The sequence below is a fragment of the Janibacter sp. RAF52 genome (assembly GCF_052114035.1).
Taxonomy (GTDB): Bacteria; Actinomycetota; Actinomycetes; order Actinomycetales; family Dermatophilaceae; genus Janibacter; species Janibacter hoylei.
The window spans coordinates 173,636-197,050 of record NZ_JBFRDY010000002.1 but is presented as its reverse complement, the minus strand read 5'-3'; the positions used below and the strand labels follow the sequence as shown (position 1 = coordinate 197,050).

Annotated in this window: 27 protein-coding genes; 7 read left to right on the top strand and 20 right to left on the bottom strand. The window is 72.7% G+C overall.

All coding sequences use genetic code 11. The annotated features are described in order from the left end of the window. The first annotated feature begins 19 nt into the window (after positions 1 to 19). Entirely contained in the window at positions 20 to 1,030 is a 1,011-nt protein-coding gene (locus tag AB4Y78_RS03400) for an aldo/keto reductase family protein (RefSeq protein ID WP_128277321.1), read from the top strand. An 18-nt stretch (positions 1,031 to 1,048) separates the two neighbouring features. On the opposite strand, the gene AB4Y78_RS03395 is transcribed toward AB4Y78_RS03400, so the two are convergent. Further along, a complete protein-coding gene (locus AB4Y78_RS03395; protein WP_040881185.1) occupies positions 1,049 to 1,558 on the bottom strand; it encodes a VOC family protein in 510 nt (169 codons plus the stop codon). 78 nt (positions 1,559 to 1,636) lie between these two features. On the opposite strand from AB4Y78_RS03395, the gene AB4Y78_RS03390 reads away from it, so the two are divergent. Both AB4Y78_RS03390 and AB4Y78_RS03385 read left to right on the top strand, forming a co-directional pair. Beyond that, positions 1,637 to 2,449: a helix-turn-helix domain-containing protein gene (locus AB4Y78_RS03390; RefSeq protein ID WP_441714193.1), complete on the top strand. Its 813-nt coding sequence runs from the start codon at positions 1,637 to 1,639 to the stop codon at positions 2,447 to 2,449. Between the two features lie 168 nt (positions 2,450 to 2,617). Then, positions 2,618 to 3,067 carry a methyltransferase family protein gene (locus tag AB4Y78_RS03385; RefSeq protein ID WP_440290039.1) on the top strand — a complete coding sequence of 150 codons (450 nt, stop codon included), beginning with the start codon at positions 2,618 to 2,620 and terminating at the stop codon, positions 3,065 to 3,067. 64 nt (positions 3,068 to 3,131) lie between these two features. Here AB4Y78_RS03385 and AB4Y78_RS03380 read toward each other — a convergent pair whose 3' ends face one another. The 3 genes from AB4Y78_RS03380 to AB4Y78_RS03370 are packed head-to-tail and all read right to left on the bottom strand — an operon-like array spanning position 3,132 to position 4,745. Continuing rightward, positions 3,132 to 3,341, bottom strand: a complete 210-nt coding sequence (locus AB4Y78_RS03380) for a hypothetical protein (protein WP_265230454.1) — start codon at positions 3,339 to 3,341, stop codon at positions 3,132 to 3,134. After that, positions 3,304 to 3,933 (bottom strand): hypothetical protein, encoded by a 630-nt coding sequence (locus AB4Y78_RS03375; protein ID WP_265230455.1) that lies wholly within the window; start codon positions 3,931 to 3,933, stop codon positions 3,304 to 3,306. The genes AB4Y78_RS03380 and AB4Y78_RS03375 overlap by 38 nt, the downstream gene beginning before the upstream one ends. A gap of 20 nt (positions 3,934 to 3,953) precedes the next feature. Beyond that, positions 3,954 to 4,745 (bottom strand): isocitrate lyase/PEP mutase family protein, encoded by a 792-nt coding sequence (locus AB4Y78_RS03370; RefSeq protein WP_440290037.1) that lies wholly within the window; start codon positions 4,743 to 4,745, stop codon positions 3,954 to 3,956. Positions 4,746 to 4,990: 245 nt separating this feature from the next. Here AB4Y78_RS03370 and AB4Y78_RS03365 point away from each other — a divergent pair, with 245 nt between their 5' ends. The 4 genes from AB4Y78_RS03365 to AB4Y78_RS03350 all read left to right on the top strand — a co-directional run bounded on the left by AB4Y78_RS03365 (position 4,991) and on the right by AB4Y78_RS03350 (position 8,433). Continuing rightward, a complete protein-coding gene (locus AB4Y78_RS03365; RefSeq protein WP_441714195.1) occupies positions 4,991 to 5,464 on the top strand; it encodes a pyridoxamine 5'-phosphate oxidase family protein in 474 nt (157 codons plus the stop codon). Between the two features lie 145 nt (positions 5,465 to 5,609). Further along, the gene (gene egtB, locus AB4Y78_RS03360) at positions 5,610 to 6,860 is read left to right on the top strand and encodes an ergothioneine biosynthesis protein EgtB (RefSeq protein ID WP_441714197.1); all 1,251 of its coding nucleotides are present in this window, start codon (positions 5,610 to 5,612) and stop codon (positions 6,858 to 6,860) included. Further along, a complete protein-coding gene (gene egtD / locus AB4Y78_RS03355; RefSeq protein ID WP_387355584.1) occupies positions 6,857 to 7,813 on the top strand; it encodes an L-histidine N(alpha)-methyltransferase in 957 nt (318 codons plus the stop codon). Before egtB ends, egtD begins: the two co-directional genes overlap by 4 nt. Next, positions 7,810 to 8,433, top strand: a complete 624-nt coding sequence (locus AB4Y78_RS03350) for a hypothetical protein (protein WP_387355585.1) — start codon at positions 7,810 to 7,812, stop codon at positions 8,431 to 8,433. The genes egtD and AB4Y78_RS03350 overlap by 4 nt, the downstream gene beginning before the upstream one ends. Before the next feature lie 48 nt (positions 8,434 to 8,481). Here AB4Y78_RS03350 and AB4Y78_RS03345 read toward each other — a convergent pair whose 3' ends face one another. The 16 genes from AB4Y78_RS03345 to AB4Y78_RS03270 form a co-directional block, all read right to left on the bottom strand. Beyond that, the gene (locus AB4Y78_RS03345; RefSeq protein WP_128277317.1) at positions 8,482 to 9,831 is read right to left on the bottom strand and encodes a cryptochrome/photolyase family protein; all 1,350 of its coding nucleotides are present in this window, start codon (positions 9,829 to 9,831) and stop codon (positions 8,482 to 8,484) included. Beyond that, complete coding sequence (locus tag AB4Y78_RS03340; RefSeq protein ID WP_441714200.1) at positions 9,831 to 10,841, bottom strand: NADP-dependent oxidoreductase; 1,011 nt, start codon at positions 10,839 to 10,841, stop codon at positions 9,831 to 9,833. Before AB4Y78_RS03340 ends, AB4Y78_RS03345 begins: the two co-directional genes overlap by 1 nt. Before the next feature lie 5 nt (positions 10,842 to 10,846). Further along, the gene (locus AB4Y78_RS03335; RefSeq protein ID WP_007927209.1) at positions 10,847 to 11,269 is read right to left on the bottom strand and encodes an organic hydroperoxide resistance protein; all 423 of its coding nucleotides are present in this window, start codon (positions 11,267 to 11,269) and stop codon (positions 10,847 to 10,849) included. A gap of 2 nt (positions 11,270 to 11,271) precedes the next feature. Beyond that, positions 11,272 to 11,727, bottom strand: a complete 456-nt coding sequence (locus AB4Y78_RS03330; RefSeq protein ID WP_007927210.1) for a MarR family winged helix-turn-helix transcriptional regulator — start codon at positions 11,725 to 11,727, stop codon at positions 11,272 to 11,274. Between the two features lie 88 nt (positions 11,728 to 11,815). Then, a complete protein-coding gene (locus tag AB4Y78_RS03325) occupies positions 11,816 to 12,376 on the bottom strand; it encodes an OmpA family protein (protein WP_441714203.1) in 561 nt (186 codons plus the stop codon). Next, on the bottom strand, positions 12,373 to 12,948 hold the full coding sequence (locus tag AB4Y78_RS03320; RefSeq protein ID WP_441714205.1) for a hypothetical protein: 576 nt from the start codon (positions 12,946 to 12,948) through the stop codon (positions 12,373 to 12,375). The genes AB4Y78_RS03325 and AB4Y78_RS03320 overlap by 4 nt, the downstream gene beginning before the upstream one ends. A 53-nt stretch (positions 12,949 to 13,001) precedes the next feature. After that, positions 13,002 to 16,619 (bottom strand): transglutaminase family protein, encoded by a 3,618-nt coding sequence (locus AB4Y78_RS03315; protein ID WP_441714207.1) that lies wholly within the window; start codon positions 16,617 to 16,619, stop codon positions 13,002 to 13,004. Positions 16,620 to 16,663: 44 nt separating this feature from the next. Further along, complete coding sequence (locus AB4Y78_RS03310) at positions 16,664 to 17,371, bottom strand: hypothetical protein (protein ID WP_441714208.1); 708 nt, start codon at positions 17,369 to 17,371, stop codon at positions 16,664 to 16,666. Then, positions 17,368 to 18,108, bottom strand: a complete 741-nt coding sequence (locus AB4Y78_RS03305) for a hypothetical protein (protein ID WP_441714210.1) — start codon at positions 18,106 to 18,108, stop codon at positions 17,368 to 17,370. Before AB4Y78_RS03305 ends, AB4Y78_RS03310 begins: the two co-directional genes overlap by 4 nt. Further along, positions 18,105 to 18,851: a hypothetical protein gene (locus tag AB4Y78_RS03300; protein WP_441714212.1), complete on the bottom strand. Its 747-nt coding sequence runs from the start codon at positions 18,849 to 18,851 to the stop codon at positions 18,105 to 18,107. The genes AB4Y78_RS03305 and AB4Y78_RS03300 overlap by 4 nt, the downstream gene beginning before the upstream one ends. Next, a complete protein-coding gene (locus AB4Y78_RS03295; protein ID WP_441714214.1) occupies positions 18,848 to 19,612 on the bottom strand; it encodes a hypothetical protein in 765 nt (254 codons plus the stop codon). Before AB4Y78_RS03295 ends, AB4Y78_RS03300 begins: the two co-directional genes overlap by 4 nt. After that, the gene (locus AB4Y78_RS03290; protein WP_007926819.1) at positions 19,609 to 20,316 is read right to left on the bottom strand and encodes a hypothetical protein; all 708 of its coding nucleotides are present in this window, start codon (positions 20,314 to 20,316) and stop codon (positions 19,609 to 19,611) included. Before AB4Y78_RS03290 ends, AB4Y78_RS03295 begins: the two co-directional genes overlap by 4 nt. Positions 20,317 to 20,359: 43 nt before the next feature. Continuing rightward, positions 20,360 to 21,115 carry a hypothetical protein gene (locus AB4Y78_RS03285; protein WP_441714216.1) on the bottom strand — a complete coding sequence of 252 codons (756 nt, stop codon included), beginning with the start codon at positions 21,113 to 21,115 and terminating at the stop codon, positions 20,360 to 20,362. Then, on the bottom strand, positions 21,112 to 21,858 hold the full coding sequence (locus AB4Y78_RS03280) for a hypothetical protein (RefSeq protein WP_441714218.1): 747 nt from the start codon (positions 21,856 to 21,858) through the stop codon (positions 21,112 to 21,114). Before AB4Y78_RS03280 ends, AB4Y78_RS03285 begins: the two co-directional genes overlap by 4 nt. Beyond that, on the bottom strand, positions 21,855 to 22,613 hold the full coding sequence (locus AB4Y78_RS03275; RefSeq protein WP_441714219.1) for a hypothetical protein: 759 nt from the start codon (positions 22,611 to 22,613) through the stop codon (positions 21,855 to 21,857). Before AB4Y78_RS03275 ends, AB4Y78_RS03280 begins: the two co-directional genes overlap by 4 nt. Positions 22,614 to 22,681: 68 nt before the next feature. Further along, positions 22,682 to 23,365 (bottom strand): 4a-hydroxytetrahydrobiopterin dehydratase, encoded by a 684-nt coding sequence (locus tag AB4Y78_RS03270; RefSeq protein WP_441714221.1) that lies wholly within the window; start codon positions 23,363 to 23,365, stop codon positions 22,682 to 22,684. Positions 23,366 to 23,415 lie beyond the last annotated feature (50 nt).

The following is a 23,415-nucleotide window of genomic DNA, read 5'->3' as shown; positions in this document are numbered from 1 at the left end:
CCGGCGTAGCGTGAGGCACATGGACTACCGCTACCTCGGCAACAGTGGTCTCAAGGTCAGCGAGATCGCCTACGGCAACTGGCTCACCCACGGCTCGCAGGTCGAGGCCGACGCCGCGACCGCCTGCGTGCGCGCGGCCCTCGACCACGGCATCTCGACCTTCGACACCGCCGACGTCTACGCCAACACCAAGGCGGAGACCGTCCTCGGCGAAGCCCTCAAGGGCGAGCGGCGCGAGTCGCTCGAGATCCTCACCAAGGTCTACTGGCCGACCGGACCGGGCGGGCACAACGACTCCGGCCTGTCGGCCAAGCACATCCGCGAGTCGATCGACGGGTCGCTGCGCCGCCTGCAGACCGACTACGTCGACCTCTACCAGGCGCACCGCTTCGACACCGAGACGCCGCTCGAGGAGACGATGCAGGCCTTCGCCGACGTCGTGCGCCAGGGCAAGGCGCTGTACATCGGCGTCAGCGAGTGGACCGCCGAGCAGATCCGCGAGGGCCACCGGCTGGCGAGCGACCTCGGCATCCGGCTCGTCTCCAGCCAGCCGCAGTACTCGATGATCTGGCGGGTCATCGAGGACGAGGTCGTCCCCACCTGCGAGGAGCTGGGCCTGTCACAGATCGTCTGGAGCCCCGTGGCCCAGGGGATCCTCACCGGCAAGTACCAGCCGGGTCAGCCTCTGCCCGAAGGGAGCCGCGCCGCCCACGAGGAGGTCGGCGGCTCGATCTCCGGGCGGGTCGGCAACGACGCCCTGCTCACCGCGGTGCAGGGTCTGCGCCCGGTCGCCGACGAGGTCGGCCTGTCGATGGCCCAGCTGGCCGTCGCGTGGGTGCTGCAGAACTCCAACGTCGCCGCGGCGATCATCGGTGCCTCGCGTCCCGAGCAGGTGGAGGAAAACGTCAAGGCGGCTGGCGTCACCCTCGAGCCGCAGGTCATGGCGAAGATCGATGCCGTCCTCGGCGAGCACGTCGAGCGCGACGCCGGCCTGACCGAGGCCAACGCGCCCAAGCGTCGCCCGAGCTGACCGCGGGGGCGGCCGGGCTCACCCCTGCCCGGCCGCCCACTCCCGCACCCGCGCCGCCGACTCCTCGTCGGACAGGTCCTCGACGCGGGTCATGACGGCCCAGCGCAGCCCGTGGGGGTCGCGGATCGAGGCGAAGCGGTCGCCGGAGACGAAGTCGGCGAGCGGCTCCCGGAGCGTCGCGCCCGCGGCCTGCGCCTCGGCGACCACGGCGTCGACGTCGGGCACGTAGAGCGCGATCGAGGAGCAGACGACGTCGTCCTCGTGGGGTGCGACGAGACCGAAGTCCGGCATCGGGTCGGAGATCTGCAGCCGGCCCCGCCCGAAGTCGAGCGTCGCGTGCGCGACGAGCGTCCCTCCCTTCCCGTCCGGCATGTGCGTCACGTCTACCGTGCGCGCGCCGAAGACCCGCTCGTACCACGCGATCGCGCCCTGCGCGTCCTGCACGGTGTGGAAGGGGGTCAGGCTGGTGAACCCGTGCGGCACGCCGTGGTCGGTGTGCTGGCCGGTCGCTGCGGTGGTGGTGTCCATGGGCACGACGCTAGGCAGCCCGAGGGCGGGACGCTTGAAGATCTGCGCCAACCTCGTGGGTGCCCCTACGCTCGGCCCGTGAGCGAGGCGATCCCGCGCAAGGGCCAGCTGCGTCCGGACGCCCGGGCGCCGGTCTCCCGGATCCTCCCGACGGCGGAGGGAGAGCCCCTCGCGCGGTGGTTCTGGGTGCCGGAGTGGGACCTGCCGGAGGGGGCGGTGCACGAGGCGCTGACGCTGCCCTTCCCTGCGTGCCAGCTCGTCGTCGAGGCCGATGCGGTGCGGGTGTACGGCCCGGTCTCCCGGGCCTGGCGGCGCGACCTCACCGGGCGCGGCTGGGCCGTGGGCGCCCTGCTGCGTCCGGGGGCGGCCCATGCGCTCGTCGGCGACGTGGGCACGCTGCGGGACCGCGACACCGAGACGAAGGGGGCGACCCGCCTCCGCGCGGACGTCACCCGGGTCATGGACGGCCCGGGCGACGCGGACGAACGGCACACCGCCGCAGCGCGGCTGCTCGAGGTCTGGCTCGCCACGCAGGTGGGGGCGGCGGTGGCCGCGGATCCCGACGCGGTCCCGGCCCGGCGTCTCGTCGAGCTGGCCGACAGCGACCCCTCCCTGCTGCGGGTCGACGACCTCGCCGCGCGACTGGGTGCGTCCGTGCGCACCGTGCAGCGCTTGGCGAGAACGCACGTCGGGATGAGCCCGGGGGAGATCATCCGTCGCCGCCGGCTGCAGGAGGCGGCCGAGCGCGTCCGTGAGGAGCCGGGAGCCGACCTGTCGACGATCGCCGCGGACCTCGGCTACGCCGACCACGCCCACCTCACACGCGAGTTCGGCAGGATGCTCGGCTTCACCCCGACCGGGTACCGCGCCGGGGGCACTGAGTCACACTGACTCAGTGTCCGGACCGCTGGGTCGCGGCACAGCCCGGCCCGGGAATGGCCAGTCGAAGAAGGAGCGCGACATCCAGGTCGCGGATCTTCTTCGACTCGCGGAGGGGGTGAGGTTCCTCGTCATCGTCGGGGCCTGTCCACGGAGCGCCGACGCGACTACCGTTGGTGCATGGAGCCCCTCTCGATCCTGCGCTCGCCGCCCGTCGTCGTGCTGGCCTCGCTCGCGGCGCAACGCCTGCTGAGCCGCGGGTCGTCCACGTCACCGGCCACCTCGCTCCTCGGAGCGGCAGTCGCCGCGGCCGGCCTGGGAGTCGCGGCCGCCGGCATCCGGGAGATCCGCGCCGCAGGCACGACCCTCGATCCGACCCGTCCGGCCGACGCGAGCAAGGTCGTGCGCCAGGGCATCTATCGCTACTCCCGCAACCCGATCTACCTCGGTGACGCCCTGCTGCTCGCCGGCTACGCGATCCACCGCCGCGACCTGCTCGCCATCCTGCCGGTGGCCGGCTTCGTCGGGGTGATCGACACCTTCCAGGTCTCGGCCGAGGAGGAGGCGCTGCGCGACCGCTTCGGCTCGACCTATGGCGACTACGTGGCGAGCGTGCGGCGCTGGTTGTGACCTTGGGCGCCGGCCCGCGCCCGCGTCTGCCCGCGCCCGTGAGCCGGCCCGCGCCCGGGCCGGCTCACGCCAACTGCTGGCCCGAGGTCGCCTGCGTGGCCCGGTCGTGCAGGTCGACGAGCACGGCGGCGTCTCCGTCCGGGGCGGGACCGGTCACCGACAGCAGCTCGCAGACGGCACGGCGGGCGCACGCCCGCTCGTAGTCCCTGAGCCACTTCTCCGCGATCCGCTGGGCGTCACCGAGGTAGGGCCAGCTCGCACGGATCCTCGGCATGCCGACCCGGTGGGGCTTCGGCGTCAGCCGGGCCCGCAAGGTCTCGTGCAGTCCGCACAGCCGCACGTAAAGGTCGTCCGAGCCGAGGTCGACGAGGGCCGTCAGGTCGGGAGGCCCGCTCGCCAGCCCGGTGATGATGACGCGCAGGCCGGCTGCGGTGCGATAGGCGCACACCGAGGTCGCGGTGCGCGGCCGCCCACCGGGCGATGCGCTCGAGCGCAGGGCGGGGGTCGGGCTGCACGGTGCGAAACAGCTTGCGCTGAGGCGGCAGGTCGACGTCGGCCACGAGCAGGACGTCGGTGTTGAGCACCTCGACACCCATCCGGTTGCGCGTCACGGCCCCGATCAGTGCACCGTCGGCGCCGCGTACCTCGTGGAGGACCTCCGCGCGCACGGGCGTGCGGGGGTAGTAGTCGAAGCCGGCCCGCCCGCGGGTCAGCTGGTCGACGGCCGCGGCGAGCCGGTGCTGCGCGCGCATGGCCGCGTCGGCGGCCGACTCCGCCGACCACCCCCAGATGCGAAGGGGGAAGCGCCGCCCCTCGTGCTCGACCTCGGCGCTCGCGAGCTGCCAGTGCTGGGGGAGGGGTCGCATGCGCCCGAGTCTGCCGGAGGTCAGTCCGACTGGCCGGCCAACCCGGCCCGGCCCAGCCACGGGCCGGTGAGCTCGGCGACCGACTGGGTGAGCGCCTGTTGCAGCAGCGGGCCGAAGGTCACCCGGCGCACCCCCGCGTCGCGCAGCTCCTGCAGGGATCCCGAGGGGGCGCCGTCGACGGGGTGGGCGGTGACGTTGAGCGGCAGCGAGGTCGCCTCCATGAGGGTGGCGAGGGTGGCGGCGTCGGGGATCTTCACCGGGTAGACGCAGCGGGCGCCGGCCTCCTCGCACGCCCGGATGCGGGTGATCGCCTCGGCGACCGGGTCGGGGAAACGGTCGGTGCCGTGGAGCAGCGCGTCGGTGCGTGCGTTGATGACGAGCTCGACGTCGGCCTCGTCGGCGGCCTGGCGCAGCGCCCCGATGTAGTCGGCGTGCTCGGCAACCTCGCGCACCCGGTCCTGCGAGTGCACGGTGTCCTCGACGTTGATGCCCACCGCGCCGGCGTCGAGGACCCGCTCGACGAGCTCGGCGGCGGGGGTGTCGTAACCGGACTCGACGTCGGCGCTCACCGGCACGCGCACGGCCGAGCAGATCCGACGGATGCCGTCGAGCGCGTCGTCCAGGGTCATGCCCTCGCCGTCCTGCTGCCCGCGCGAGTCGGCGAGTGGGTGGCTGCCGATGGTCAGGGCGGGGAAGCCCGCGTCGACGACCGCACGCGCGGACCACACGTCCCAGACCGTGGGCAGGACGAGGGTCTCGTCGGTGTGGTGCAGGCGGAGGAGGTCGCTGGCCAGGCTCTTGAGATCGCTCATGGCTCCACCCCCCCAACTGGCGAAGGGGGCGACAAGGCCTCAGCCGATCAGGCCGGCGTCCCGGGCGAGCGAGACGGCCTCGCCGCGCGTCGCGGCGCCCGGCTCGGCACGGAGCACCCGAGGTGGGCCCCGACATCGGTCAGGTGCGCTGTCGGGTGCCTCAGATCCGCGGGTACCGTGTGTCGACACGAGTGGAGCGGGTAGTCAGCCGACGAAGACCGCCCCGAGAGCACAAGGAGCGCACGATGAGCGAGACCGAGATCGAGACCGTCGCCACGATCATGCGGGAGACGAGGATCGCCGTCCTCACCCACGTCGAGGACGGACGCCTGGTGTCGGTGCCGATGGGCACCCAGGACCTCGACGACCCGGGCACCATCCACTTCATCACCGAGGCCGACACCGACAAGGTGCGGGCGATCGCGGCCCACCCCGAGGTCAACATCGCGTACGCCACGGACGACGGCTGGGTGAGCGTCAGCGGCACGGCCCGTCGCAACGACGACCGGGAGTTGCTCGGGCGGCTGTGGGACGCGTCGGCCGGTGCCTTCATGGAGGGCGGCCCTGATGACTCGAACAGCACCCTGATCACGGTCACGGCCGACACCGCGCGCTACTGGACCTCGCCCGGCACCGTGGCGACGGTCGTCCAGATGGCCAAGGGACTCGTCAGCGACGGGCGGCCCGACCTCGGCGACACCGGCACCGTCAGCCTCTGAGCGACGCCGCGTCCCCGGCGCGCCGCCCCCACGCGGGGCCACGACGCGCGCTCGTCGGGGGATGCGTGTAGCGTCCAGCCCGTCCGAAGCTCCACTTCCCCGGTGCCCGACGGTGGTCGTCAACCTCCGTCGCATGGAGGACAGCATGACCACGACCTCTCCCCGACCAGACCTCGCCGCATTGACCGAGCGGTTCCTCGCCGTCAGGGCAGGGACCGACCGGCTCACCCGGGACCTCGGTCCCGAGGACCAGACGCCGCAGTCGATGACCGAGGCCAGCCCGACGAAGTGGCACCGAGCCCACACCACGTGGTTCTTCGAGGAGTTCGTCCTCGGTGCCGACCCTGCCTACCGACCGCGCGACCCCGCCTTCCGCTATCTCTTCAACAGCTACTACGAGGCCGTGGGCGAGCGTCACCCCCGCGCCGCGCGCGGACACGTGACCCGCCCGGGCGTCGCCGAGGTCGCGGCCTACCGCCAGGACGTCGAGGAGCAGCTCGTCGCCCGGCTCGAGGACGGGACCCTCGACGAGGCGCTGCTCGACCTCGTCGAGCTCGGCTGCCACCACGAGGAGCAGCACCAGGAGCTGCTCCTCATGGACGTCAAGCACCTCCTCTCGGGCAATGTCCTCCAGCCGGTCTACGTCGAGCGGGCGCCCGACCCCGACCCCGCGGCCGACCCCCTCCCGCAGCGCTGGACGCACGTGCCCGGTGGGGTCACGCACATCGGCGACGACGGCAGCGGCTTCGCGTTCGACAACGAGCGGCCACGCCACCGGGTGTGGCTCGACGACGTCGAGGTCGGCACCCGCCAGGTGACCAACGCCGATTGGGTCCAGTTCATCGACGACGGTGGCTACGCGCGCCCTGACCTGTGGCTCTCCGACGGGTGGGCGACCCTGCAGGCCACGGGCTGGGACGCGCCCGGCTACTGGCGCCCCGACGACGACCACGGCTGGACGACGTTCACCCTGTCGGGTCGGCGGCCGGTGGTGGCCGCCGAGCCGGTGTGCCACATCTCCTTCTTCGAGGCCGACGCCTTCGCCCGGTGGGCCGGCCACCGCCTGCCCACCGAGCAGGAGTGGGAGGCCCGCGCCGTGAGCGGTCACCAGACGCACGGCGGTCTGCTCGACGCCGAGCGCTGCCACCCAGGGCCGGCGGCCGAGGTCACCTTCGGCGACGTCTGGGAGTGGACGGCGAGTGCGTACCTGCCGTACCCGGGATTCGAGACGGCCCCGGGCGCCGTGGGCGAGTACAACGGCAAGTTCATGAACGACCAGCACGTCCTGCGGGGCGCCTCAGCGGTCACCCCGCCGGACCACCCGCGCACGACCTACCGCAACTTCTTCCCCGCCGCGTCCCGGTGGGCCTTCTCCGGACTGCGACTCGCCCGGTGAGCCGCGCCGAGCTCGAGGCCGACCTCCGCTCCGGCCTCTGGTCGCAGCCGGCGACACTGCCGCCACGCTGGTTCTACGACGAGCGGGGCTCCCGCCTCTTCGACGAGATCACCACCCTGCCCGAGTACTACCCGACGCGTGCCGAGCAGGAGATCCTCACCCACCGCAGCGGCGAGATCATCGCGCTGAGCGGCGCGCGGAGCCTGCACGAGCTGGGGGCGGGCACGGCGACCAAGACCCGTGAGCTGCTCGACGCCCTCACCGCGCAGGGGATGCCGGCGCTCTACGCGCCGCTCGACATCAGCAAGGAGGTCCTGCTCGAGGCCGCCGACCGTCTGCGCACGGACTACCCGGCCCTGAGGGTGGAGCCGGCGGTCGCCGACTTCCACCACCTGCCACCGCTGTCGGGGGAGCCGGGCGAACGTCTGCTCGTCTTCCTCGGCGGCACGATCGGCAACTTCGAGGAGGACGAGCGCTCCGGGTTCCTCGACATGGTGCACGCGGCCCTCGCCCCGGGCGACCACCTGCTCCTCGGCGCCGACCTCGTCAAGGACCCGGACCGGCTCGTCGCGGCCTACGACGACGGGGCAGGAGTGACCGCGCGCTTCAACCTCAACCTCGTCGACGTCATCACCCGCACCACGCCGGTCACGGGTCTGTCCCGCGACGACCTCGTCCACGAGGCCGCGTGGGACGACCGCGCCTCGCGCATCGAGATGCGGCTGCGTGCGGTGCGTGACATCACGGCCGACTTCACCGGGATCGGTCGCACGTGGCGCCTGGCGAAGGGGGAGCACCTGCGGACCGAGATCTCGCGCAAGTTCGACCTCGGCCTGCTCCGTGACGAGCTGACCGAGCACGGCTTCGAGCCGGTGACGAGCTGGACCGACGCGGCGGGCGACTTCTCGCTGACCCTCGCCCGGGTCGCCGGCCGCGACGACGGCCCGCCGTGACCCGCACCGTCCTCGAGCGCTTCCACGGGCGCATCCTCGGGGCGGGCAGCAGCAGCGGGCTGCGGCTGGTGGTCGGCGACTGGTGGGACTCGCCCCTCGGGGCCTTCACCGACGTCATGGTCGCGACGCCCGACGACCGTCGGGTCCTGCTGGCGCCGGACCACCGCGTCGCCCAGTACGTCGCCGCCACGTACTCCTTCGACGAGGTCCGGGTCTGCCCGGTCATCCTGCAGGCCGACGATGCCGCGTGGCGCCTCGACGCCGGGCCGCTGCGGTGCACGATCGGTCTGGGAGCGCGCACGGCCATCGGTCTGCTCCTGCGCCCCGTGCCCGAGCGGATGGGGCGCAGCCGCGCCTTCGCGCACCTGGCCGACCCGATCGCTCGGCGGCTGCTCCCGGGGGTGCGCACCGTCGGCAGCGCCGGAGGTGGGCGGCGCGAGTACTACGGGGCGCACGACCAGCGGCGGGTGACCTCGCTGTCCGGCACCTGGTCGGGCCAGGTCATCGGCCACCTCGCCCCGGTCACGCCGCCGCCACGATTCGGCTTCAGCTCCACGCCCGCGTCACCCAGCCTGACGCGGGTGACGACGACCGTCGAGCGAGGCGTCGACGCGGACTGACGAGCGCAGTCGGGGCAGCGTGATGCCCGACCCGGCGAGCAGCTCGCCTCAGGTCGCCTCGTCGTAGCGCGCCAGGGCCTCGAGACGCTCCTGCGCGTGGTCGACGATCCGCTCCGGGTAGTCGTGCGCGTACCCGTCGTCGTGCTTCCACGGCTCGTGCGCTGCGGCGCCCTCGAGATGGGCCAGCTCCGGCACCCACCGGCGCACGTACGCACCGTCGGGGTCGAAGCGCTTGCCCTGTGTCACGGGGTTGAAGACACGGAAGTACGGGGACGCGTCCGTGCCGGTGCCGGCGACCCACTGCCAGCCGTGGTTGTTGGACCCGAGGTCCCCGTCGACGAGGTGCTCGAGGAAGTGCCGCGCGCCGACGGGCCACCACACGTGCAGGTCCTTGGTGAGGAAGCTCGCCGTGGCCATCCGCACCCGGTTGTGCATCCATCCCTCGCCGAGCAGCTGGCGCATGCCCGCGTCGATGATCGGGTAGCCGGTGCGCCCCTCACGCCACGCCTCGATGGCGTCCTGCGGTTCGTCGTAGCGAAGGGGGAGTGGCCGCAGGTCCTGCCACGCGGAGTCCGGGTTGGCCCACAGCACGTCAGCGTAGAACTCCCGCCACGCGAGCTCCGTGCGGTAGGTCTGCGCCCCGTCGCCGCGCTCCTCGCGCAGGTCGTGCAGGAGCTGGCGGGGGTGGACGACCCCGAGGTGCAGGTCGGCGGACATGCGCGAGGTCCCCTCGACGGCCGGGAGGTCGCGATCGTGGTCGTAGTCGACCAGCGCCTCGTCGCGGAAGCGCACCCAGCGACGCCGGGCGGCGTCCTCGCCGGCGGTCGGCAGGTCGATCGGGCACTCGCGGGCCGCCTTGTCGAGCATCGCCTCGACCCGGCCGTCGGTGTCGGCCTCGACCCACTCGACGCCTCGCGGCGCACTCGTCGGCTCGTCCCAGCCGTGCTCGCGCCACGCAGCGGCGAAGGGGGTGAAGACCTTGAAGGGGGTGCCTCCCTTCGTCCGCACCGTGCCGGGGTCGACGGCATAGGGCGAGCCGGTGGCCACACCCTCGACGCCGATCTCGCGCAGCGCGGCGACGACACGACGATCGCGCTCGACGCCGCCGGGCTCGTTCTCCCGGCTGACGTGGACCGAGGTGGCCCCGACCTCGCGGGCGACGCGCGGCACGACCTCGGCCGGGTCGCCGAGGCGGATGACGAGACGACCGTCGAGCGACGCGTCGAGCGCCCGCAGGGTGGCGGCCAACCACGCGGTCTTCGCCGCGCCGGCCGGCCCCCACATCGACGGGTCGATGACGAAGAGTGGGAGCACAGCTCCCCGGGAGGCGGACTCCCGCAGGGCGGGGTGGTCGCGCAGACGCAGGTCCCGGCGAAACCACATGATCGCGGTGCCCATCACAGGCGGAGAAGCATCTTGCCCATGTTGGCACCATCGAGCAGGTCCATGAAGGCCTGCGGGGCGGCGTCGAGGCCGTCGCGGAAGGTCTCGTCGGCGACCAGTCGACCTTCGGCGAGCCACCGGGGAGCCCGGGAGTGGTACTCGGCGACGAGCTCGGGGTACTGACCGACGATGAAGCCGCGCAGGGTCAGCCCCTTGCCGATGGCGAGGCCCAGGTTGCGGGGTGCGGCGGGCGGCTCGGTCGAGTTGTACTGCGAGATCGCCCCGCACATCGCGACCCGACCGAAGGTCGACAGCGCGCCGATCGCGGCCTCGAGGTGCTCGCCGCCGACGTTGTCGAAGTAGACGTCGATGCCGTCGGGCGCGACCGAGGCCAGCCCCTCGGCGACGGGACCGTCGCGGTAGCTGAAGGCCGCGTCGTAACCCAGCTCGACCACGCGGGCGACCTTGTCGGCGGAGCCCGCCGAGCCGACGACCCGGCCGGCGCCGAGCGCCTTGGCGATCTGACCGGCGGCCTGGCCGACGGCACCTGCGGCGCCGGAGACGAAGACGGTGTCGCCCTCGCGCATCCCGGCGACGGCGGTCAGGCCCACGTAGGCGGTCAGCCCGGTGAGGCCGAGGACGCCGAGGTAGGTCGAGGCAGGGGCGACGTCGGTGTCGACGAACCGGACCGCCTTCGCTGGGAGCACGGCGTGCTCACGCCAGCCGAGGCCGTGCAGCACGTGCTGGCCCACGGCGACGTCGTTGGAGCGGGAGGCGATGACCTCGCCGACGGCGCCGCCGTCGAGCGGGGCGTCGATCTCGAAGGGGGCGACGTAGGACTTCACGTCGTTCATCCGACCGCGCATGTAGGGGTCGAGCGACATGACGACATTGCGCACGAGGACCTCACCGTCGGCGAGCTGCGGCAGGTCGACGGTCTCGAGGCGGAAGTTGTCGGAACTCGGCGCGCCCTGGGGGCGCGAGGCGAGGACGACCTGACGGGTGGAGGTGGGCAGCTGGGTCATGGGCCTCAGTCCTGGACGACCGTGACGGTCACGTCGATGTTGCCGCGGGTGGCGTTGGAGTAGGGGCAGACCTCGTGGGCCTGGTCGGCGAGCTGCTGGGCGGCCTCGGGGTCGAGGTGCGGCAGGGTGACCTCGAGCTCGACGGCGAGCTGGTAGCCGCCGCCGTCCTTGGGACCGATGTGGACGCGGGAGCCGACGGCCGAGTCGGCGACGTCGACCTTGCCCGCGCGGGCCACGGCCTGCAGCGCCGAGTGGAAGCACGCGGCGTAGCCGACGGCGAAGAGCTGCTCGGGGTTGGTCCCCTCGCCCGACCCGCCCATCTCCTGGGGGATCGCGAGGTCGAGGTCGAGGCGGCCGTCGCTGGTCCGGCCGTGCCCGTCGCGGCCGGCGCCGGTGGCGAGGGCCTCTGCGGTGTAGAGAGTCTTCATCGTCATGCTCCTTGGGTGGGGGTGGGGGTGGTGTCGCCGACGGAGTCGCAGAACCGCTGGGCCAGACGACGCAGGGTCGCCAGCTCCTCCGGCTCCATGTCGACGGTGTCGTGCAGACGGCACTGGATCGCCGCGACCTGCGACTCGAGGTCCCGGCCAGCGTCGGTCAGGTGGATCGTCACGCGGCGGGCGTCCTCCCCTTCGCGGCGGCGCTCGACGAGACCGCTCGCGGACATCCGCTTGAGGAGAGGGGAGAGGGTCCCGCTGTCGAGATGCAGCGCGTCGCCCAGCTCGGTGACGGTGCGTCCGTCGCGCTCCCAGAGCGCGAGCAGGGTGACGTACTGGGTGTACGTCAGGCCGATCTCGGCGAGGGCGTCTCTGTAGGCCGCGGTCGCCGCCCGCGCCGCCGAGTAGAGGGCGAAGCAGATCTGCTGGTCGAGGTGGTGGTCCGTCTGCACCCCATGATGGTTGCACACAATTAAGTTGTGTGCAATGAATATTCGGTGGTGATGCCCGATCATCCTCGCGCGAGGAGGGGGCGCGGGCCTACGAGCGGTGCGAGATCTCCACCCTCCGGTTCTTCTCCCGGCCGGCCGGGTTGTCCTCGCCGCCAGAGGTGTTGTCGGCGACGGGCTGGGACTCGCCGAGGCCCCGCACCGTGAGCTTCAGGTCGGGGCGCTCGTCGGCAAGCACCTTGGCCACGGCCTGGGCCCGCTGGAGCGAGAGCGTGCGGTTGTCAGAGGGGGAGCCGATCGAGTCCGTGTGGCCCTCGACGGTGACCTTCGCCCCCTTCGGGATGCTCTGCGCGGACTTCTCCACGGCCGTGCGCGCGGTCGCGTCGATCTTCGCGGTACCGAAGTCGAAGAGGATGTCGCTGAGCAAGGTCACCGTCGTCGTGCTGCCGGTCGTGACGGTGTCGACGAGGGGCTGGACGGAGTCGTCGACGGACCAGGTGCGCACGGAGCGCTCGATGTGCTCGTCCGTCCACGTGTGCACGGACTCATCGATCAGCTCCTGGCGGGGCTCGGGCAGGTCATCGGGACCATCGCTGGCTGCTCCGGTTCCCAGGGTGACCGCCGCAGCGAGCAGCCACGCAGTCGTGCTCATCGCTTGACCGGCACGTCGGTGAAGGCAGGCCACCCGTCCTTGACCAGCACGTCGAAGCTGTCGACGTCGTCCTCGGGGGCGGCGTGCTGCGACCAGGCGATGATCGTCTCCCCGCTGGCTGCGTCGGTCTTGACCTCGTCGATGGCCCAGCTGTCGCTCAGCTCCCTGATGACCGAGTAGACCTTGAGGTTGTCCCGGTCGACAAGCTGCGGGCTGTAGGGGGTCTGAGCGAAGATCCGGTAGAGGTTCACCGTGTCGCCGCCCTCGAACTTCGGGGTCACGGCGATGCGCAGCGTCTGGACCTTGCCCTCGACCTCGAGCGGGAAGACGCGCAGCTCGATCTCGATGTCGCTGCCGGGGTTCTTCACCGTCTGGGTGGCCACCGCGTCGTCGAGGTCGATGTCCTCGACGCCGGCGTCGTTGACGACCTGGGTCGACTCCTCCTCGCCACCGCCACCGGAGGAACCGGACTCACCCCCGCCCCCGTCGGAGTCACCGGAGCAGCCGGCGAGGACGAGTGTGACGACGGCTGCCGCGGTGACGCTGAGACGGCGGATGAATGGATGCTTCATGACGGCCCCCCGGTCGATGGTTGGGACGAAAGTAGCAGCAGCCGACGTGCTCGTCAGCGCTCGGCGACCGGCCCCTCTGCGGTGATCTCGACGACCGGCTCGCCGTCCGTGGGCGGCATGCCCGCGTCGACGGCCTCCGGGGGCGGGGTCGCGAAGTCGTCCTCCGTCGCCGGCTGCCGGTCCGTGCCGGGGAAGCGGCGCAGGTCGAGCGTGACGGGGAAGTCGGTGACCGCCGGGCCGAAGCCCCGCATCGGGTCGGGCAGCGCGGCGACGTCGACCGGCCCGGGGGTGTGCCCCGCGGTGACGAAGCGCGCGGCGCGGCGCGACTCGGCCGAGGCGGCGTTGACGGGGAAGGTGTCGTACGAGACGCCGCCGGGGTGGGTCACGTGGTAGGTGAAGCCGCCGAGCGAGCGCCCCGACCACCTGTCGACGAGGTCGAAGACGAGCGGGCCGTGCACGCCGATCGTCGGGTGGAGGGCCGACGGGGGAGCCCAGGCCCGGTAGCGCACGCCACCGACGAAGGCGCCGGTGCTCCCCTTCGCCCCGACGGGCCCGCCCCAGCCCTGCTCGGCCACGGGGACCATGGGCACGGGCACGCCATTGCACGTGACGACGTGCCGCCCCTCGACGAGGCCGACGGCGCGGAGCTGGACCTTTTCGACGGAGGAGTCGACATAGCGGGCGGTGCCGTACTGGCTGACCTCTTCGCCGAGTACGTGCCAGGGTTCGATGGCGGTGCGCAGCTCGAGCTCGACGCCGCCGACGACGGTGTCGCCGAGCCGCGGGAAGCGGAACTCGAGGAAGGCGTCGAACCACGCTGGGTCGATGCGGCCGGCCCCGGCCCTCTCGAGGTAGCGGTTGACGTCGTCGAGCACGTCGCGCAGGTCTGCGGCGACGAAGGCCGGCAGGAGGTACCGGTCGTGCAGCCGGGTTCCCCAGTGGACGAGGGGTGCGGTGTACGGCTCCGCCCAGAAGCGGGCGACGAGGGCGCGCACGAGGAGCGCCTGCAGCAGCGCCATCCGCGGGTGGGGCGGCATCTCGAAGCCGCGCATCTCGAGCAGCCCGAGCCGGCCGCGCTCCGAGCCGGGCGCGAAGAGCTTGTCGATGCAGAACTCCGAGCGGTGCGTGTTGCCCGTGATGTCGGTCAGCAGGTGGCGCAGCAGCCGATCGGCGAGCCACGGGCGCGTGTGCCGCTTGGGGCGGTGGTCCTCGTCGAGGGGCTCGGTGATCGCCTCGACGTCGTGCTCCATCGCGATGACGTGCTCGAGCTGGGCGAAGGCGATCTCGAGCTCGTAGAGCGTGTCGGCGCGCCCTTCGTCGACGCGTGGCGCCTGTGAGGTCGGCCCGATGAAGCGCCCCGAAAACAGGTAGCTCAGGGCGGGGTGGTGCTGCCAGTACGTGACGAGCGAGCGCAGCAGGTCGGGGCGGCGCAGCATCGGGCTGTCGGCGGCGGTCGTGCCACCGAGGGTGAGGTGGTTGCCTCCGCCGGTGCCGGTGTGCGAGCCGTCGAGGTCGAACTTCTCCGTCGACAGGTGGATCTGGCGAGCGTGCTCGTAGAGCGACTCGGTCTGGCCGACGAGCTCGCCCCACGAGCTCGTCGGCGACACGTTGACCTCGATGACGCCCGGGTCGGGCGTCACCGACATCGTGCGCACGCGGTCGTCGCCGGGCAGGGGGTAGCCCTCGAGGACGACGGGCACCCCGAGCTCGGCGGCGGCAGCCTCGACGGCCGTGACGACCTGCAGCGCGTCCTCGAAGCGCTCGACGGGCGGCAGGAAGACGAAGAGGTGCCCGTCGCGGTGCTGCACGACGAGGGCGGTCCGCGGCGACTCGTCGATCGGTAGCACCTGCGCCGGGTCGACGGCGACGTCCGGGAGCGTGCTCGGGTCGAGGGCGGGCAGCGCTCCGCGCGGCTCGAAGGGGGACCGCTCGGGGACCGTGGGCCCCTCGCTCCAGGCGAGGGAGGACAGGGGCAGCCGGAGCCCGGCGGGGGAGTCACCGGGCACGAGGGCGAGGAAGCCGCGACGGGTGCGCCAGGTCGTCGTGGCCCAGCCCTCGCCGTCGGGCGCCGGGAAGATCGGCAGGACCCAGGCCGCGGGGGTGTCGGGGTCGACCTGCGTGTCGATCTCGGCGAGGGCTGCGGCGCGGGCGGCCTCGTCAGAGGCCGCCTCGTCGTCGGGTGCGAGGTCGCCGGGCGTCGGGGCCTCGCCGGTGGGGCGCCGGGCCTCGAGGACGAGCTGTTGGAGGGGGTCCTCGACCGCCGCGACGAGCTGCTCGGTGGGTACGCCGAGGCGGCGGGCGACGCCGACGACCAGATCGCGCGCGAGACCGGCGGCCGCGCTGCTCCCGGACTCCTGACGCACGGGGCCCCACGGGTCGTCGAGCAGGTCGGGGTCGTGCCACAGGGGCTCGCCGTCCACGCGCTCGGCGAGGCCGATCTGCCAGCGCGGCAGCGGTTCGCCGGGGTACCACTTGCCCTGGCCGTGGTGGCGCAGCGCGCCGGGCCCGGAGAGGCGGCGGGCCAGGGCCATGGCGAGCTCGCGCTTCTCGTCGCCGTCGGCGGCGGTGTGCCACTGCGGGTCCTTGGTCCCGCCGGCCGCGACGAAGGTCGGCTCGCCGCCCATCGTCAGGCGGACGTCGCCCTGCGTCAGGAGGTCGTCGACGGACTCGCCCAGCGCGGTGATCGCGGCCCACTGCTCGTCGCTCACCGGATGGGTGACGCGGGGGTCCTCGGCGAAGCGGGTCACCGTGTTGGCGAAGTCGAAGGTCACCTGCGTCGGGGTGGTCGCGCCGCTGATCGGGGCGGCCGACGCGGGGTGCGGGGTGCACGAGAGGGGGATGTGCCCCTCGCCGCAGAGCAGGCCGGAGGTCGCGTCGAGCCCGATCCACCCGGCGCCGGGGACATAGACCTCGGCCCAGGCGTGCAGGTCGGTGAAGTCCTCGACCGGACCATTGAGGCTGTCGTCGCCGACGGCGCTCAGGTCGGAGGTCAGCTGCACGAGGTAGCCGGAGACGAAGCGGGCCGCGAGCCCGAGCTGCCGGAGCGCGGAGACGAGCAGCCAGGCGCTGTCGCGGCAGGAGCCGATGCCGCGCTCGAGGGTGTGCTGCGGTGTCTGCACGCCGGCCTCGAGCCGCACGGTGTAGTCGACGCTCTCGCGCACGGCCCGGTTGAGGGCGACGATGAAGTCGACGATGCGGGTGCCCTCGCCCGGCGCGGCATCGCGCGGCGCGGTGAGGAGAGTCGGCAGCACGCGCTCGAGCCAGGCGGTGACCTCGGGGGCGGGTCCGCTCCCTTCGCCGGCGTCGTCGACGGGCTGGAGGTAGGGGGCGAGGTCGTCGCGGACCTGCTGCGGGTAGGCGAAGGGGAAGGTCGCGGCCCAGTCCTCGACGAAGAAGTCGAAGGGGTTGATGACCGTCATGTCCGCCGTGAGGTCGACGGTGATCTCGAGCCGGGAGACCTTGTCGGGGAAGACGACGCGGGCCAGCCAGTTGCCGAAGGGGTCCTGCTGCCAGTTGAGGAAGTGGCCGGCCGGCTCGATCCGCAGGGAGTAGCTGGGGATCGGCGTGCGCGAGTGCGGCGCCGGCCGCAGCCGGATCGTGTGCGGGTAGACGTGCACCGGCTCGGCGAACTCGTAGGACGTGCGGTGCTCGAGGGCTACGCGGATGGTCACGTGCCCACCTTAGGTGCGGGGAGCTCGCCGAGCGTGGCGCCGGGCTATGTTGCGAGGTTGTCGAGGGCCTCGCGGGCGTACTGCTCGAGGTCTGCGTGGGTCGCGTCGTCGTCCCAGTGGGTGCGGGTGAGAAGGATGAGGTTGTGGCCGGAGCGGACGGCGAGGTGGTCGATGTGGACGCGCCGGTCGGCGCCGCCGATGACCTCCTCGACCGTGATCCGGACGGCGAAGGTCTGCTCGCCCACGGGGTCGACGGTCCGCGGTGCAGCCCCCATGTGGAGGGTGAAGTCGCCGCTTGCGTCGCGCCCGGAGTAGGTGAACGCGCTGCACCCACCCGTCGCGGCGCCGGCTGCGTCGAGGGGCTCGGGGCCGACCAGTCGCGAGTAGGAGGCGACGTGGGCGGTGGTGACGGCGCCTGCGGGCTCGTCCGAGCTCCAGCTGCGCTCCGCGCTGACGACCTTGTCCTCCCGCAGGGCGTCGAAGGTGGGGCCGTCGAGCCGGACGGCGAGGCACTCGGCGGGGGAGGTGGTCGGCTCGATGTCGTCGGGGTCCTCGGCCTCCTCCTCGACGGGCTCAGCGCTCGCGGGTAGGTCGGGCAGGGCGGCGTCGACCTCCGCCTGGGTGAGCTGCCGGCCGGGGTCCTTGGCAGGTGCGCCGGATGGGGTCTCGTCACCGGCGAAGGGAGGCACGCATCCCGCGAGCAGGGTCGCAGCGGCCGCCAGGGCAGCCGCTCGCGCACCGAGCCCGGTCACTGCTGATCCAGCTCGTCGAGCACAGCCGTCGCGTGGTCCTGCAGCACCTGGAAGGTCATGCTCTCGTCCCAATGGGACACGGTGACCGTGACGAGGTTGTGGCCCGCCCTGACGACGAGGTAGTCGCTGTAGAGCCGTACGGTCTTGCGGTCCTGCTGGGCCAGCTGGGTGACGCGGACGGCGAAGCCCTGGTCGCCGAGCGGTGGTGCGGGCCGACCGTCGGCCCAGAGACGGTCGTCGAAGTGACCGGTGTCGCCCAGCCCCGTCATGCTGAAGGAGGAGCACTCGCCGAGCGCCGCGCCGGCCCGGTCGAGCAGGTCGGGGCCGATCTCGTCGGGGAAGGAGTCGATGCCGACGTTGATCTGGCGTCCGCCGTCGGTCTGGACGTACCAGGCCGTCTTGGCCGAGGCGACGCGGCTCTCGGCGAGCTCGTCGTAGGTCGGCCCGATCCGCAGGACCTCGAGGCAGGACTCGGGGTCGGTCTTGCGGTGGCTCGCGGTGACCTCGGTCGAGCGCTCCTGTGCTCCCTGCGGGAGGTCGGGCAGGGCCGCCTCGGCGTCGGCCTGGGTCAGCTCGCGCCCGGCCCGCTCGTGCTGCGGAGGTGTGGGTGCCGCGGTGCCGGACGAAGGGTGGGACGTGCTGGGGTCGTCCGTGGCGAGCGTCGGGATGCACCCGGCGAGCGGGATGACGAGGGCGGCGGCGAGCCCGGCGGTGACCGTGCGGGTGCGGTGGCTCATGGCTGCTGCTCCAGACCGTCGATGACGGAGCGGACCGCCGTCTCGGAGATCGCCGGGTCGGGAGTGCCGCTCAGGGCGGTGGAGGTGACCGAGATGCGGTTGTGCCCGACGACGACGGTGACCACGTCGAGCGTCGCGTACCAGGTCTCCGACCCGCCGAGCTCGAAGCGCGCGACGAGGCGGTAGGCGAGGGTGCGGTCACCGAGGGTGGGGAAGCTCAGGTGCTCCACCTCATAGGGGACCCACTCGCCGTCTGACTCCAACTGGTACTCCGGGCAGTCGGCGAGGGCCTCGGCACGGGTGTCGAGCAGGTCGGTGGGGTAGGGCTGGTCGTACGAGGTGATGCTCAGGCCCAACGACTCGTCCACCGTGTCGTAGGTGCCGCGGGGGCGGGCGTAGTCGTGGTCGGCCTCGGCCCTCTCGTGCTGGTCCATCGCCTCCCACTCGGGCCCGACGGCGGCGGTCCGCGCGCACGACGGGGGAGAGAAGTCCTCCTTCTCGACCTCCGAGGTGGGGGAGCCGTCGGTGTCGTCCTGCCACTCCGGGTGAAGGTCCGTGGCGGCCGGCATGACGCTGGCGAGGGTGGCCTCGTCGACGGGGCGACCGGCGCCCGTGGGCGTCGCCGAGGTCGCCGAGCTGCTCGGGTCGTCCGTGGCGAGCGTCGGGATGCACCCGGCGAGCGGGATGGTGAGGGCTGCGGCGAGGCCGGCGGTGATCCGGCGGGGGCTGGCGGGGCGGCTCACGACTGCTCCAGTCCGTCGACCGCCGCGCGGGCCGCGGACTCGGTGACCTGCGAGTCGGGGGTGCCGTTGTAGGTGCCGTTGGCGATGGTGACGGTGTTGTGGCCGATCTTGATGACGACGAAGTCGATGGTGAAGGTCTCCATCGTCTGGCGCACGGTGAGCCGCATGGCGAGCGTGCGGTCACCGAGGGTGGGGAAGGCCAGCGGCTCGGCCTCGTAGCTGCTCGTGTTGCCGGTGTCGCGCTGCTTGACGTCGAAGCCCGCGCAGTCGGTGATGGTCTGCCCGGCCTCGTCGAAGAGCTGCGACGGGTAGGGGTCGTCGAAGGAGTAGGCCCACACCCCCATGTGGTGCCGCTCGGTCCCCGGGGGCTGGGGGTTGTCGGTGCGTCGCAGGTTGGTCTGGACCCGGGCCCGCTGCGTGGCCCGGACGGAGTCCCAGCCCGGCCCCTTCTGCAGCAGGGGCGCGCAGGTCGCCGGGGTGACGTCGGCGCTCTGCGTCTCGGTGACCGTGGTGACGGGGTCCTCTCCCCAGCCGTCGCCCACCTCGTCGGCCGAAGGGAGGGCCGCGCGCAGTCCCCCTTCGTCCAGGGGTCGACCGGATCCGGTGAGGGTGCCGAGGTCCTCGCCCTCGCTGCCCTGGGAGCTGCCCGGGTCGGGCGTCGACGTGCCCGTCGTCGTCGGCTGGATCCGGTCGCGCAGGCCGCACCCGGCGAGGGCTAGGGATGCTGCGGCGGCCAGGGCGACCGGTCGGCGGAGGCTCACAACGCGTCGAGGTTGTCGACGGTGGTCTTGGCGAAGGTCTCGACGGCGGTCGGCTCGTACCTCGAGGCGGGGCCGGCGCTGTAGACGACGTAGACGAGGTTGTTGCCGACGGACACGCCCGCGATCTGGATGACCCCGCCACGGAAGATGTCGCCCTCCGTCGTGGCCTCGACCCGGGTCGTGTAGGTGCGGTCACCCAGCTGGGGGAAGGCGACGCGCGAGAGCTTCCACGACGTCGTGCCCTCCTTGTCGATGAGCTGGAAGGTGCCGCACTGGCTCTCGGCGGCGCCGGCGTCGTCGAAGAGCTGCGCCGGGACGGGTTGGTCGTGGCTGGAGACGGTCACGCTGAGGTAGCCGCCCTCGCTGCCGACGAAGTTGGCGGTGCGGCGTGCCGTGCGGTGGGTGCCCAGCTCCTTGCCGGCGGTGCCGGCCAGGCGCACGTCGAGGCAGGTGGCGGGGTAGGCCGTCGCCTCGGGGTCGGAGGGGGCGCCCTCGTCGGTCTCCGGGCTGAAGCCTTCGGGGATCTCGTCCTCGCCGGGGAGCACCGAGGCGATCTGCTCCTCCGTCAGCTGCCCGGCCCCGACCTTGGCGGTGCTCGGGTCGCCGGTGGGGTCGTCGTCGGCGAGCGTGGGGATGCAGCCTGCGACGAGCGCGAGCGCGCCGAGCATCACGAGTCCGCGGGCTGCGGTGCGGGGGTGCCCCATGTGTCTCCCTTCGTCCGCCGCCCCGAGTGTAGGGCGCGGGCGGTCAGTCGAGGGCGTCGAGGACGCCCTGCGCATAGGTGCCGAGTCGGGTGTCGTTGTCTTGCGAGTAGCCCGAGACCATGCGGACGTTGATGAGGTTGTGCCCGCTGCGCACCCACAGGTAGTCGACGGCCGCGTCGAACTGCGGCCGTCCGATGCGCACGCCGAAGGCCTGGTCGCCGATGGCCTGCGTCGGGATGCTCGTCGCCTCCCACTCGCCGAGGGCGTCCTCCTCGGTGAGCGCCCTGTCGTGCGTGGCGCACTCGCCCACGGCGGCGCCGGCCGCGTCGAAGATCTCCTGCGGGTAGGGCGCGTCGTGGCTGATGATGCGCACGGACAGCTGGGGGGAGAACTGGTCGCGCGGCTCGGTGTAGAGGATGCCGCCGCGGGCGGTCCGGTGCTCGTCGGCGAAGGCTCGCGCCTCCGGCGAGTCCAGGTAGATCGCCGAGCAGTCCGCGGGCTCGGTCCTGAGCTTCCCTGCGTTCGCGAAGGTCACCCCGTCCGAGTCGACCGGGTAGGGGCCCTCGTCCTCGCCGGGCAGGGCGGCGTCGACCTCGGCCTGGGTCAGCTCGCGCTGCGCGCGACTCGACGCCGTCGACGACGAGCTGCCCGGGCTGCTCGTCGTGCCCTCGCCGGAGCTCCCGGTGCTGCTCTGGGTGCTGCTCGAGGGGGCGGGGGCGGGCTCGTCGCCCCCGCAGGCCGACAGGCCGAGCGCCACGACGGCCAGGGCCGGTGCGAGGCGTCGGGCAGGCAGGGTCACGGCGTCTTCTTCAGCTCGTCGATGACGCCCTGCGCGTAGGTGTCGAGGTCCTGGTCGTTGTCCATGCGCCAGGTCGTCGTCATCCGCACGCTGATGAGGTTGTGGCCGCTGCGCACCCACAGGTAGTCGACGCCGAGGTCCATCTGCGGGTCGCCGAGGCGCACACCGAAGCTCTGGTCGCCGACCGTGGGGGTCGGGATCGCCGTGGCGGCATTGCGCACGCTGTTGGCCTCGGGCTCGAAGCGGGTGTCGTAGGTGGCGCACTCGGCCAGGGCCGAGCCGGCCTGGTCGAAGAACTTCGCCGGGTACGGCTCGTCGAAGGTCCACACGGCGACGACGATGCTCGGGGCATAGCCCTTCTGCTGCTGCCGCTGGTAGCGCACGCCCTCGCCCTGGGTCGAGTGCTCCTTGGTGAAGGTGCGCATCTCCTCGGTCGACATGTACAGGGCCATGCACGACTCGGGGTCGGCGCTGCGCTCCGAGGTCGAGTCGGCGTCGAAGCCATCGGGGTGCTCCGCGTAGCCGGAGGGCATGTCCTCCTCGCGGGGGAGCGCGGCGCTGATCTGGGCCGCGGTGAGCTCCTGCTGCTCCGGCGCGGTCGGGGCCTCCGCGGCCTCGGTCGTCTCGGTGACGGTCACGGTCGGGGCACCCGAGGCCGGTGACTCCTCGTCGCCGCCGCAGGCGGTGAGGGCCAGGGCCGCGATGCAGGCGAGGGCGAAGGGGGTGGCGCGCCGCGTCGTCATGGGGTCTTCTTCAGCTCGTCGAGGATGTCCTGGGCGATGTCGGCGAGCAGGGTGCCGTCCGAGCCGTCGTCGTCGCCCTCGCCCATGATCGTCAGCACGTTGTGCCCGCTGCGCACGTAGAGACGGTCGGTGGCGCCGGGGCTGCCGTCGCTCGTGAGGCGCACGGCGAAGGCGCGGTCGCCGACCGCGGGCGTGCTGAGCGGCTTCACGTGGCGGGTGGTGTCGCCGTTGCCCCGCTGCCAGCGGTAGCTCTCGCACGAGGTCACCTGCTCGCCGGCGGCATCGAAGACCGACAGCGGGTAGGGCTCGTCGTAGGAGTCGATGTAGACGGCCGTGATCTCCAGGTTGTCGCCGTTGGAGCGGCTGAAGCGGATGTTTTCCTTGACCTTGCGGTGGTCCTTCGTGAAGGCCCGGTCCTCGTCGTTGTCGAGCTCGACGGCGGCGCAGCCGGCCGGGTCGTACTTCGGCGGGTCGGTGCTGAAGGTCGAGACGTCGATGCCCCACCCGTCACCCGGCATGTCCTCGACGGTCGGCAGGGCCGCCTTGGCCGTCGCCGAGTCGACCTGCTGCTGCTCCGGCTTGTCGAGGCTCTCCTCCTGCTCCGCCTCCCCACCGGCCTCGCCGCTTTCGCCCTGGGGGCTCGCGGATGCGCTGGTCTCGGTCGGCGGCGGGTCGTCGGAGTCTCCGCAGGCGGCGAGCGTCAGGGCGAGGGAGAGGGCGGCGATGGGGGCCAGGCGGCGGGCGGCACGCGTCATGTGGGTCGTCTTCGTCGTCTCGGTGTCGGAGGGAGGTCGCGCCCACAGGTTCTCACGACTTGCCTGCGTCAGGGGCGCGGTCGCGGGTCGTTGCGCTGGTGCTGCCACGTGCACACGCACGCCTCGTTGCCGTCCGCGTCGGCGAGGACCCACCACGAGGGGGCGAAGTCGTCCGTCACGAGTCGGCCGCCGGCAGCGACCGCCGCCTCGACCCGGGCGAGGGCCTCGTCGTGGGGCACGTAGACGTCGAGGTGCAGCCGGTTGCGCCCCTCGCGGGGCTCGCTCTGCTGGAACCAGATCTCCGGCAGCTGCCCGTCCGGGGACGGGAGGACGTCGGGGCCCCCCTTCCCTGGCCGGTGCCCGGTGAGGGCGGACCAGAAGGGACGGATCGCGTCGGGGTCGGCGGTGTCGATGCCGATGGTCATCGACACGGCGACCTCGGGGGTGGCCTGCGCGCCGAGGTCGTCGGCGATCCGGCTGATCTCGCCCGCGAGCTCGATGTCGCGCTCGGTGAGGCCGCCGACGTCGTGGCTGACGAGGCGCAGGCCGACCCAGTTGTAGCGCAGGTCGATGTCGGGGTGGTGGTCCGCCTCGTCGGCCGCCGCGGCGATCCGGGTCACCAGCTCCACCGCCTCGGTGTAGCCGGCCGTGCGCAGCCGGGTCCGGAGCATGCCGTCGACCTCGCGCCACCCGCGGGGAGCGTGGTCGTCGACCTGGGTGCTCGTCAGGACGGTGCTGGCGTCATCGCTCATGTGATCCACGTTAGACGTCGCGAGGGTGTCCGTGAGTTCCTCACGTCGAT